This window comes from Serratia sp. ID 25-353, assembly GCF_054792795.1.
On record NZ_CM139236.1, the window covers coordinates 4,618,838 to 4,630,638 of the forward strand.

Sequence of the window (11,801 nt, forward strand, 5' to 3'; positions counted from 1 at the left end):
TATGCGTTTAATCATTGATTGCGATCCCGGCAACGGGGTTCCCGGCGCCAACGTCGACGACGGCCTGGCGCTGGCCCTGGCGCTGGCGGCCAAACCGCAGCTACAGCTGGAGCTGATCAGCATCGTGGCCGGCAACACCCCGCGTGAAGTGGGCTTCGCCGTCGCCACCGACTTGCTGACGCAGAGCGGCTATCAGGTGCCGGTCGCCCTCGGCGCGGCGCGCGCCCTGAGCGAGCCGCCGGAGCCGTGGCGCGCACATCTGGACCGCCCGATCGCCGATCCAAAGCTGGCGGCGCTGTGGCGTGGCCTGCCCGCGCCCCCGCTGGCCAACGCGCCCGCACCGGACGCCGCCATCGCCATCGGCGAACTGATCTGCCGGCATCCCGGCGAGATCACGCTGGCGGCGATCGGCCCGCTGACCAACGTTGCGCACGCCATGCAGCTTTACCCGCAGATGGCGCAGGCGGTGAAAGAGATCGTGATCATGGGGGGCGTGTTCAACGTCGACGGGTACATCAAGGACACCAATTTCGGTTTGGATCCGGAAGCGGCGCGGCTGGTGTTGAACAGCGGCGCCGCTATCACGCTGGCACCGCTGGACGTCACTACCCAGACCATGCTGACCCAGACGGATCTGGCCGCGTTGACCCAGCCGGATACCCCGCTGTGCCGCTATTTGCGCGCCACCACGCAGCCGTGGATCGACTATTCACGCCATACGCGGCACCTGCCGGGCTGCTGGATCCATGATGCGCTGGTGATCGCCTGGCTGCTGGCGCCGCAGCTGGTCACGACCGAGATGTTCCATGTAGATGTGGCGCTGGAAGGGGCGTTGACGCGCGGCAGTTCACGCCGCTGGCGGCCGGACGGTCTGCGCCTGACGGTCGGCATGCCGGCGCCGCAGGGCAAGCCGGTGCGCGTCATGCAGCAGGTGGACAACGCTCGTCTGTTGGCGTTGATCGGCACAACGCTGGCCCGCGGATGAAAAAAGGTGCGCCAAAGCGCACCAATCATCGAGCCAGCATCGGCAGCGCCGGGTATTACCCCTTGCCTTTAACGCTGCTGATAAACGTTTTACGCGCGGTGGTCGAGCCCAGTTTCTCGGCCTCATTCATCAGTTTCAGCGCCTTGTCGATATCGCCCGCCTTCACCGCCTGCTTGATGCCGTTATTGAAGTAGCTTTCGGTATCGTTGAGCATCGGCTCCGCCGGTTTCTCCGGTGCCGGTGCCGCCACGGCGGCCGGTGCGGTCGAGCCCACCACCACCGGCGCCACGGTCGGCGCAGGCTGCAGCATGCCGATCATCACGTTGCCGGTGCCCTGTTCCGCGGTGACCTTAAGCTTCAGCGTGCCGGTCGTCGCGTGGCCGGCGATCGGATCCGGGATATCCGGCACCGCATTGCCCACGCCCTGCGCATAGGCCTTGGCCGGATTGGTCAGCTGCGTGGTTTTCGCCAAGTCCTGGCGGGTGGTGTACACCAGCAGGTAAATCTGTTTTTGACCGAGCGCCGGCGTCAGTTTCAGCGTGCCTTCGAGGCGATCGGAGGACATCGCCCCCGGTGGCTGATACGGGAAGTAGCTGCTCGGGTAATACGCCGCCGGGCGCAGATGCTCGTCCAGCACCAGCACGCTCGGCGCATACAGCGAATTGTTTTTAGCGAGGCTGCTCAGCGTCACTTCCAGCGAGCCGCGATCGGCCGGCAGCGTATAGGCGGCGATCGCCCCCTGAATCTCGCCCTGATTGAGCTGCGGGCTGACGGCGTCGAGCTTCACCTCTTGCGACACCGGCGGCTGCAGCGGCTGCCACGGCAGGCTTTGCAGCGTGGCGGCGCTGATGGCCGGCGCGACGGAAACGTTGGCCGGCGTGTCGGCGTTGGCCGCCAAAGGCGCGCCGACGGTCAGCGCCAGCGACAGGCAGAGTGACAGCAGATTCTTTTTCATCGTTATATCCTCTTTCAGCGCCGCGGCGGATCAGGCAAGAGATCTGGCCGCGGCGAATGCGGTTGGGGGAGAGCCGATAGCCCTCCCCGTCCTGTCGTCGTTACCACCAAATTTCCATCTGGGCGCCGAAGGTGACTTCGTCATCCTTGCCGCGGCTGAAGGTATGCATGCTGGTGTCGTTGTAGGCGGTGCCAGTGTTATACCCGGTGTCGTCACCGGTGGCGTAGCCCCACTTCTCATCCCACTTGGCGTAGGTGGCGAACAGACGGATGGCCGGACGCGACCAGATGCTGTTGCCCGCCTGCCACTGCTGCGCCAGGGTCACTTTATACTGGCCGTTGCGATCGCCGGTGCGCTGGGATTTGACGTTGTCATAGCCGGCTTCCAGCAGGGTGCTCATGATCGGCGTCCATTTGTACATTGGGCGCACGCCCACGGTGTACCAGGTGGTGCCGTTGTTGTTGTCGCGGTCGATGTCCTGGAACATGGCGACATACATCAGCGCCCATTGATCGTTGAAGTCGATGGCGCCGTGATCCAGCACGCGGATCATCTTGCCGTTGTTATCAATGGTGGCGCCTTCATTACGGCCGTTGTTCTGCGAGGTCATCGAGTCGGTGGCGTACTGCAGCACGAACTTGTTGTAACCGTTCAGGATGCTCTGCGTGTGTTCCGCGGTGAACATCCAGCCGTCTTTGCTGGCGCCGTCGGCCAGGCGATAGTTATCCTGCGCATTGGCGCGGCCGTAGTCCACGCCCAGCTCCAGGGTGCCGCCCGGGTTCAGCTCCAGGCCGGCCAGACGCAGGTCGAAAGTGTCGTTGACGGTCGGACGCTGTTTCCATTCGTTATCCAGGTAGCCGTAAGAACCACCGGATTCGGAGTTGCGGGTCACGGCGGCGGACAGCTTGCCGAAGCCCAGATCGATGTTTTCCAGACCGGCGCCCGGGCCGGAGATATCCCAGTAGTAGAAGTCGATCATGTGAACGTCATGACGCTGATAGAAGCGCTTACCGGCCCACAGCGTGGAGCCCGGCAGCCAGTCGATCAGGTTTTTACCCTGCACGTTGACTTCGCGGAAGCCCGGGGTCACGTCTTCCCAGTCGGAACGTTGCGAGACCGAATAGGCCAGGTTGGTGTCGAAATAAAAGCTCTTGTCGCCTTCTTTCCACACTTCCTGCCCCAGCTTCAGCTCGGCATAGGTTTCGCATTCGTTGCCGAGACGGTATTTGCTCGCGGCGCCGGTGGCCTTGAAGCACTGTTGCTCACCGCCGCTGCCGGTCCAGCCGATGCCGGAACGGGCGTAACCGTGAAAATCCACGGCCAGCGCCTGAGTAGAGAGAACACCGGCGGCGACAGCCAGTGCCAGAGGAAGTTTGCGCAGAGTAGTCATCATTATTCTCCTGTTATACCGACTTTGATGCTTTAAACGCCCGGCTCCTGGTGCAGCCGTTTACATGCCGTACCGTCTTCACGGAACAGGTGGCAGCGGTGAGGCGGCAGGCCGATGGCGAATGTGGCACCTTCTTCTACCAGCACCACGTCATTCTGGCGGTACACCAGGTTTTGACGGATGGCCGGGATTTGGATGTGGATTTGCGTCTCGTTGCCGAGCTGCTCCACCACCTGTACGTCGCCGGTAAGCCGCACTTCTGAGGCTTCGCCGGGCAGCAGATGTTCAGGGCGAATGCCCAGGGACAGGTTGGCGCCGGGTTGAACGCCCGCACCTTCCACCGGCAGCCAGACCAACTGGCGGTTGGGCAGTTCGACCTGCACCTGTTGCGGCTGCGCCGCGGTCACCTTGACCGGCAGGAAGTTCATCTTCGGCGAGCCGATAAATCCGGCGACGAAGCGGTTGGCCGGGTAGTGGTACAATTCCAGCGGCTTGCCGACCTGTGCCACGCGACCGGCGTCGAGCACCACGATCTTGTCGGCCAGCGTCATCGCTTCGACCTGATCGTGGGTGACGTAAATCATGGTGCGCTGCAGGCGCTTGTGCAGACGGGAGATCTCGATGCGCATCTGCACCCGCAGCGCGGCGTCGAGGTTGGACAGCGGTTCGTCGAGCAGGAACACGTCCGGCTCGGCCACCAGCGTGCGGCCAATCGCCACGCGCTGACGCTGCCCACCGGACAGCGCCTTCGGCCGCCGATCGAGCAGGTGCGCCAGCTGCAGCACCTCTGAGACCTGGTTCACCCGTTGATTGATTTCCGCTTTCCTGGCGCCGGCCAGCTTCAGGCCGAACGACATGTTGTCCGCCACCGACAGGTGCGGATACAGCGCATAGGACTGGAACACCATGCCGATGCCGCGCTCGGAAGGCGGCACCTCATTCATGCGTTTCTCACCGATCAGCAGCTCGCCGGAGGTGATGTCCTCCAGCCCGGCGATCATGCGCAGCAGCGTCGATTTACCGCAGCCCGACGGCCCGACAAACACCACAAACTCGCCGTCCTCGATGGTCAGATTGACGTCTTTGGAAATCACGGCCTCACCGAAGGCCTTATAAACGCTGCGCAGTGTCACGCTAGCCATGCGTTACTCCCCTGCTTTCGCAGTTAACATGTCGTGTGAAAATGGCGGAGGCAAAGCCCGCCAAAACCCATTGATGACCCTCTTGCTGCGCGCCGTGCTGCCATGCCAACGGTAAGGTCGCCTCAGACGGCGCGGCCGCCTGAGTATAAGGCTGCAGGTTTATCAGCGCTTCAAGGCATTGATCCTGATGGGTAATAAGTAAGCGCACCACGCCGTCCCGCTGGCTGACCGCGTTCAATTCGCCGCGCTGGATGAGCGGTGAACGGCGCAGGGCCAACAGCGCCTGGCAGTAACGTAAGGTGGAGTGGCTGTCGTGCTGTTGGCGGCTGATGGCCAGCGCACGGTGTTCGATCGCCACCTGCTGATACCAGCTGATTTCGCCGGCGGTGACCTGTTCGGGAGCCTCATGCCACGGCATCGGCGTTTGCGCGCCGCGCGGATCTTGCAGGCCGGCGGCATGCGGCAGCCCCAGCTCTTCGCCCTGATACAGGCAGATCGGCGCCGGCAACATCGCCAGCAGCGTCAGAAAGGCGGCGGCGGAGCGCAAATCGCCCTGCCCCCAGCGGCTGACCACTCTTGGCTGATCGGCGTCCCCGGTGCTCCACAGGCTGTCCGCCAACGTGGCGCGGCGGGCGTGCAGCACCGCCACCAGCTTCTCTACGCTAAACGGCATCACGTCCAGCGCCAATGCGCCGTGGGCGAACCGCTGCGGCGCGACGGCATTGCGAACGCGGTTGGCTTCATCGGCGTACCACAGCGTCAGCCCTTCGCCCGTCACCGTCGCCTCGGCCTCCGGCGCCAGCGTCTGCGGCAGCAACAGGCCGTCGATCGACAGCGCTTTCAGGTACGGCAGCGCCGCCAGCATGCCGTGCGCGTCGCCCACGCCGTCCCCGTTTCCGTCACGGAAACTGGCCGGATGGATCCGGTACAGGGTGGGCTGAGTGGCGATAGGCATTGACGACATAAATCCGGTATCCCTGCTGCGCGTGGCGTTGACAATCAATGGGCCGATAGTGCGGGAGTCGCCGGAAAGGGTAATCATCCGTAACAGGATTTTTCATGGGGGAGGAGGCGGGAGGATGAGAGAACGACTGCGGCGATGAGAAGTTCCGCGCTTAAGGCAAATCTGTGATCCGGCTGGCAAAAATCGCCCCCCTATTTTGTGCCTGACGCCACAGAATAGAGCGCAACGTTAACTGGATCACACTCCTCATCTCAGGGGCGTAGAGGGGGGGAGGATGAGAATATGTCGCGTTGTGACCCACTATTACCGCGAAACGTCTCTCCTTGATTTATGTGCCCACAAAAAGAAGGACTGGATTATGACTCGCAGCATTACCCTCGCCCGCACGCTGGCGCTCTCGGCACTGGCCACCCTGGTGCTCTCTTCTTCCGCCTTCGCCAAGATCGAGGAAGGCAAACTGGTTATCTGGATCAACGGCGACAAGGGCTATAACGGCCTGGCCGAAGTCGGCAAGAAATTCGAAAAAGACACCGGTATCAAGGTCACCGTCGAGCATCCGGACAAGCTGGAAGAAAAATACCCGCAGGTAGCCGCCACCGGCGACGGCCCGGACATCATCTTCTGGGCCCACGACCGCTTCGGCGGCTATGCGCAGTCCGGCCTGCTGGCCGAAATCCACCCGTCCAAAGCCTTCCAGGACAAGCTGTTCCCGTTCACCTGGGACGCCGTGCGTTATGACGGCAAGCTGATCGGTTACCCGATCGCCGTCGAAGCGCTGTCGCTGATTTACAACAAAGACCTGGTCAAACAGCCGCCGAAGACCTGGGAAGAGATCCCGGCGCTGGACAAGCAGCTGCGCGCCGGCGGCAAGAGCGCCATCATGTGGAACCTGCAGGAACCCTACTTCACCTGGCCTATCATCGCCGCCGACGGCGGTTATGCCTTCAAGTATGAAAACGGCAAATACAACATCAAGGATGTCGGCGTCGCCAACGCCGGTTCGCAGGCCGGTCTGCAGTTCATCGTCGATCTGGTGAAAAACAAGCACATCAACGCCGATACCGACTACTCGATCGCCGAAGCCGCGTTCAACAAAGGCCAGACCGCGATGACCATCAACGGGCCGTGGGCCTGGAACAACATCGAGCAGAGCAAAATCAACTACGGCGTGACGCTGCTGCCGACCTTCAAAGGCAAACCGTCCAAGCCGTTCGTCGGCGTGCTGACCGCCGGCATCAACGCCGCCAGCCCGAATAAAGAGCTGGCGACCGAGTTCCTCGAGAACTACCTGCTGACCAACGAAGGGCTGGCGGACGTCAACAAAGACAAGCCGCTGGGCGCGGTGGCGCTGAAGTCCTATCAGGAAGCGCTGGCCAAAGATCCGAAGATCGCCGCCACCATGCAGAACTCGCAAAACGGGGAAATCATGCCGAACATCCCGCAGATGAGCGCCTTCTGGTACGCCGAACGCAGCGCGGTGATCAACGCCGTCAGCGGCCGTCAGACGGTGAAAGCCGCGCTGGACGACGTGCAGACCCGTATCACCAAGTAACGACGTCGTGCGGGATTAACATCCCCGAAATAATTGGAGTGACACCGCGACGGCAAGTACGCACATCCCCGGGAGCATAGATAACTCTGTGACCGGGTGAGCGGACGCGGCCAACAAAGGTGTAGCTTCAAGTATGAAGGGGACAAGTGCCCCGCCGTTGCTTCACAGAAAGGAACGCCCTATGCAATTCGCCCACGCCGGGACGCCTGCGCGTAAAAAATCGAAGTGGTGGCAAAGCGACGCGCTGAAATGGCTGGTGGTCGGCCTGTTCAGCCTGGTGACCTGCTACCTGATTGTGTTGATGTATGCACAGGGTGAATACCTGTTCGCCATCCTGACGCTGATCCTGGTCAGCGCCGGGCTTTACGTCTTCGCCAACCGCCGCGCCTACGCCTGGCGCTATGTGTATCCCGGCGTCGCCGGCATGGGGCTGTTCGTTCTGTTCCCGCTGATTTGCACCATCGCCATCGCCTTCACCAACTACAGCAGCACCAACCAGCTGACTTTTGAACGCGCGCAATCGGTGCTGATGCAGCGCCAGTTCCAGAGCGGCAAAACCTTTACCTTCGGCCTCTACCCGGCGGAAAACCAGCAGTGGCGCCTGCAGCTGACGCCACCGGACAGTGAACAGCCGCTGATCTCCGAACCTTTCCGCCTCGACGCCGCCGCGCCGCAAACCCTGAAACTGACGGCGCAGAGCGCCGCACCGCAGGGCGAACGCGCCACGCTGCGGGTGATTACCCAGAACCGGCAGGCGCTGAGCCAGCTGGTGGCGCAACTGCCCGACGGCGGGGAATTGCGCATGAGCTCCCTGCGCCAGTTCTCCGGCACCCGCCCGCTGTATGCGCTGGACCAAGACGGCAGCACGCTGACCAATAATCAGACTCAGGTGCGCTACCGGCCGAACGGCGACACCGGCTTCTACCAGGCGATCAACGCCGACGGCGGCTGGGCGCAGGAAACCCTGAGCCCGGGCTATACCGTCACCACCGGCTGGAAAAACTTCCTGCGGGTGCTGCAGGACGAGGGCATCAAGAAACCGTTCGTGTCGATCTTCATCTGGACCATCGTGTTCTCGGTGATGACGGTGATCCTCACCGTGGCGGTCGGCATGGTGTTGGCCTGCGTGGTGCAGTGGGAGGCGCTGAAAGGCAAGGCGATCTACCGCGTGCTGCTGATCCTGCCCTATGCGGTGCCGTCATTCATCTCGATCCTGATCTTCAAAGGTTTGTTCAACCAGAGCTTCGGCGAGATCAACATGATGCTCAGCCATCTGTTCGGCATCAAACCGGCCTGGTTCAGCGATCCGCTCACCGCCAAGAGCATGATCCTGATCGTCAACACCTGGCTCGGCTACCCGTACATGATGATCCTGTGCATGGGGCTGCTGAAGGCGATCCCGGACGATCTGTACGAGGCCTCGGCGATGGACGGCGCCAACCCGTGGCAAAACTTCTTCCGCATCACCTTACCGCTGCTGATCAAGCCGCTGACGCCGCTGATGATCGCCAGCTTCGCCTTCAACTTTAACAACTTCGTGCTGATCCAACTGCTGACCAACGGCGGCCCGGACATGATCGGCACCACCACGCCGGCCGGCTATACCGACCTGCTGGTCAGCTACACCTACCGCATTGCCTTCGAAGGCGGCGGCGGGCAAGACTTCGGGCTGGCGGCCGCCATCGCCACGCTGATCTTCCTGTTGGTGGGCGCGCTGGCGATCCTGAATTTGAAAGCCAGCAAGATGAACTTCGATTAGGGAGAATAACGATGGCCATGGTTCAACCCAAATCCCAGCGCCTGCGCCTGTGGATCACCCATATTTTGATGCTGTGCTTTATTGCCCTGATCATGTTCCCGCTGCTGATGGTGGTGGCCATCTCGCTGCGCTCCGGCAACTTCGCCACCGGCAGCCTGATACCGGAAACCCTCTCCTGGGATCACTGGCGGCTGGCGCTCGGCTTCAGCGTCACCCACGCCGACGGCAGCGTGACGCCGCCGCCGTTCCCGGTGCTGCTGTGGCTGTGGAACTCCATCAAGATCGCGGCGATCACCGCCATCGGCATCGTGACGCTGTCCACCACCTGTGCCTATGCCTTCGCCCGCATGCGTTTTCGCGGCAAGAGCACGCTGCTGAAAAGCATGCTGATCTTCCAGATGTTCCCGGCGGTGCTGTCGCTGGTAGCGCTGTACGCCCTGTTCGATCGCCTGGGCCAGTACATTCCGTTTATCGGCCTGAACACCCACGGCGGCGTGATCTTCGCCTACATGGGTGGCATCGCGCTGCACGTCTGGACCATTAAGGGCTATTTCGAAACCATCGACAACTCGCTGGAAGAGGCGGCGGCGCTGGACGGCGCCACGCCGTGGCAGGCGTTCCGTCTGGTGCTGCTGCCGCTGTCGGTGCCGATTCTGGCGGTGGTGTTCATTCTGTCGTTTATCGCCGCCATCACCGAAGTGCCGGTGGCGTCGCTGCTGCTGCGTGATGTGAACAGCTACACGCTGGCGGTGGGGATGCAGCAATATCTCAACCCGCAGAACTATCTGTGGGGCGACTTCGCCGCCGCCGCGGTGCTGTCGGCGATACCGATTACCGCCGTGTTCCTGCTGGCGCAGCGCTGGCTGGTGGGCGGCCTGACGGCCGGCGGTGTGAAGGGGTAATTTGTGCCACTGCAGTGCGTTTGATGTCTTTCCGCAATAGCGGTAATCCTGTGTCTTTGGCGGCCATTGGCCGCCATTTTTATCGCTACTCCCGTTTCAGCCGATCGGTGTTGGCCAGATAGAGCGTCACCACCAGCACCAATATCGCCGCGGCGTAGATCAGGGTATCGATGGGGTTTTTGTGGTCCACGATAATCAAACGAATAATCGCGGTAATGCCAATGTAAATAAAATAGCGCAGCGGGAAATGATAACCCGACTCAAAATACTTGACGATCAAGGCGATAAATTCAAAGTACAGGAAATAAATCACGATGCCTTCAATCAACAGGTAAGAGGACGACTCTTCGCTGTTGATAAATAACACCTTCGCCAAGTGGAGGGTCTCCTTGACCAGAAATACCACCAGAATTGCCGCCAGCAGCAACAAGCCCACGTTCAGCACCCGCTGCAGCCCCTTCGCTATCATGATCGAACGCGACGTTTTCGCCATAAAACCTCTCTCTGAATACCGCTAATATGATTCAACCGTGCCAATATAGGCATTGTCCTAAAAATTACGCCCCTCGCGAAAGCACTTTAAACCCCATTTAATTCATCACGTTATAATAAGATGTTTCTGACTTATAGATTTGTAGCAAATCGAAATGTCAACTATCATGGGTCACAGAGATCTTTACATAAAACCAATAACCTCGAATTAACAAGGGAATTCTTTATGCGCGCTAAACTTAACGGACTGGTCGCTGCGGGCCTGTTTACCTGTGCATTGTCCGGCCACGCCGCCGGCCTGGTAGCCCCTGACAACGATCTGCGTAACGATCTCGCCTGGTTGTCTGACCGCGGCGTCATCAACGTCAGCCTGTCCACCTGGCCGCTGAGTCAGGAAGAGATCAGTTCCGTTATCGCGCAGGCCAAGCCGGTGAGCAACACCGAGAAAAACGTCATCGACCGCGTGCAGCGCCGTGTCGATGCCTTGAAAGCCAATATCCGCGTCAGCGGTTACGCGTCGACCGATAAACCCGGTACCCCGCAGGGCTTTGGCCAAAATGAGTACGCCGACGATCGCCTGACCATCGGTGCCGGCGCCAACGGTGAATTCTGGGACGTGCGTCTGCAGGGTTCGGTGGAAGGCGATCAGCGCGTCAGCGACGGCTCCAAATTCAATATGAACGGCTCCTACGGCGCGGTGAAAATCTGGAACCAGTGGCTCTCCTTCGGCGAAGTTTCCCAGTGGTGGGGCCCGGGCTACGATGGCAGCCTGATCCGCTCCGACGCCGCACGCCCGGTGGCGGGCTTTATGCTGCAGCGCGCCGACCAATCGCCGTTTGAAACCCCGTGGCTGTCGTGGATCGGCCGCTGGCAATATCAATTGTCCGCCGGCCAGCTGTCGCAGTACGCTGCCGTGCCGGACACCAAGCTGATCGGTGGCCGCCTGACCATGATGCCGACCGACTTCCTGGAGTTGGGCGCTTCACGCGTCATGATGTGGGGTGGTGATGGCCGTCCGCACTCCTGGAGTTCCTTCTGGGATGGCGTAACCGGCAACGACAATACCGGCGATCCGAAAAACGACCCGGGCAACCAGTTGGGCGGTTTTGACTTCAAACTCAAGCTGCAGCCGCTCATCGGCATGCCGGTCAGCCTTTATGGCCAGATCACCGGTGAAGATGAAGCAGGCATGCTGCCTTCGCATAACGCTTACATGCTGGGGCTTGAAGGCCATCCGGAATGGGGCCCGACCACGATCAACTGGCATATCGAAGGTTCTGATACCCGCTCTAACGGTAACGCCAACAACGTGATGTATAACCACTACATCTATCGTGGCGGTTACTACCAGCAAGGTTATCCGCTGGGCCATGCGATGGGCGGCGACGGTCAGATGCTGTCCGGCCGCGTGGAAATGGTGCTGGACGACGGCCAGCGTTGGAGCACCCGCCTGGTGTACGCCAAGGTGAATCCGAACAACCAAAGCATCAACCGGGCGTTCCCGCGTTCCGATACGCTGAAAGGCATTCAGCTCGGCTGGGGTTACAGCTTCGATTCTCAGGTTAAATTCGACACCAGCCTGTGGTACACCGACAGCGATCACAGCACCGCCGACGACGTGGGTGCAGGCATCAGCTTCGAAGTGCCGATCAACCTGTAA

The 11,801-nt window shown here is 61.0% G+C and carries 10 protein-coding genes; 5 read left to right on the forward strand and 5 right to left on the reverse strand.

The genetic code is table 11. The features are described from left to right. Window position 1 precedes the first annotated feature (1 nt). The gene (locus tag ACYF6X_RS22155; protein ID WP_130017693.1) at window positions 2-985 is read left to right on the forward strand and encodes a nucleoside hydrolase; all 984 of its coding nucleotides are present in this window, start codon (window positions 2-4) and stop codon (window positions 983-985) included. A 55-nt stretch (window positions 986-1,040) separates the two neighbouring features. Here ACYF6X_RS22155 and malM read toward each other — a convergent pair whose 3' ends face one another. From malM to ACYF6X_RS22175, 4 genes are all read right to left on the reverse strand, one after another. Beyond that, the gene (gene malM / locus ACYF6X_RS22160; RefSeq protein WP_060429175.1) at window positions 1,041-1,940 is read right to left on the reverse strand and encodes a maltose operon protein MalM; all 900 of its coding nucleotides are present in this window, start codon (window positions 1,938-1,940) and stop codon (window positions 1,041-1,043) included. A 100-nt stretch (window positions 1,941-2,040) separates the two neighbouring features. Further along, window positions 2,041-3,330 (reverse strand): maltoporin, encoded by a 1,290-nt coding sequence (locus ACYF6X_RS22165; protein ID WP_033649704.1) that lies wholly within the window; start codon window positions 3,328-3,330, stop codon window positions 2,041-2,043. A 32-nt stretch (window positions 3,331-3,362) separates the two neighbouring features. Continuing rightward, the gene (gene malK, locus ACYF6X_RS22170) at window positions 3,363-4,472 is read right to left on the reverse strand and encodes a maltose/maltodextrin ABC transporter ATP-binding protein MalK (RefSeq protein WP_038874339.1); all 1,110 of its coding nucleotides are present in this window, start codon (window positions 4,470-4,472) and stop codon (window positions 3,363-3,365) included. Further along, window positions 4,465-5,436, reverse strand: a complete 972-nt coding sequence (locus tag ACYF6X_RS22175) for an alpha-amylase family glycosyl hydrolase (RefSeq protein WP_107227137.1) — start codon at window positions 5,434-5,436, stop codon at window positions 4,465-4,467. The genes malK and ACYF6X_RS22175 overlap by 8 nt, the downstream gene beginning before the upstream one ends. Before the next feature lie 358 nt (window positions 5,437-5,794). On the opposite strand from ACYF6X_RS22175, the gene malE reads away from it, so the two are divergent. The 3 genes from malE to malG all read left to right on the forward strand — a co-directional run bounded on the left by malE (window position 5,795) and on the right by malG (window position 9,649). Further along, complete coding sequence (gene malE / locus ACYF6X_RS22180) at window positions 5,795-6,988, forward strand: maltose/maltodextrin ABC transporter substrate-binding protein MalE (RefSeq protein ID WP_016930286.1); 1,194 nt, start codon at window positions 5,795-5,797, stop codon at window positions 6,986-6,988. A 181-nt stretch (window positions 6,989-7,169) separates the two neighbouring features. Continuing rightward, on the forward strand, window positions 7,170-8,747 hold the full coding sequence (gene malF / locus ACYF6X_RS22185; RefSeq protein WP_063988524.1) for a maltose ABC transporter permease MalF: 1,578 nt from the start codon (window positions 7,170-7,172) through the stop codon (window positions 8,745-8,747). A gap of 11 nt (window positions 8,748-8,758) precedes the next feature. Further along, window positions 8,759-9,649: a maltose ABC transporter permease MalG gene (malG, locus tag ACYF6X_RS22190; protein WP_004936696.1), complete on the forward strand. Its 891-nt coding sequence runs from the start codon at window positions 8,759-8,761 to the stop codon at window positions 9,647-9,649. 85 nt (window positions 9,650-9,734) lie between these two features. Here the strand turns inward: malG and psiE are convergent, their stop codons facing one another. Then, window positions 9,735-10,142, reverse strand: a complete 408-nt coding sequence (psiE, locus tag ACYF6X_RS22195; RefSeq protein WP_033636217.1) for a phosphate-starvation-inducible protein PsiE — start codon at window positions 10,140-10,142, stop codon at window positions 9,735-9,737. A gap of 225 nt (window positions 10,143-10,367) precedes the next feature. Here psiE and ACYF6X_RS22200 point away from each other — a divergent pair, with 225 nt between their 5' ends. Next, window positions 10,368-11,801 carry a capsule assembly Wzi family protein gene (locus tag ACYF6X_RS22200; protein ID WP_130017692.1) on the forward strand — a complete coding sequence of 478 codons (1,434 nt, stop codon included), beginning with the start codon at window positions 10,368-10,370 and terminating at the stop codon, window positions 11,799-11,801.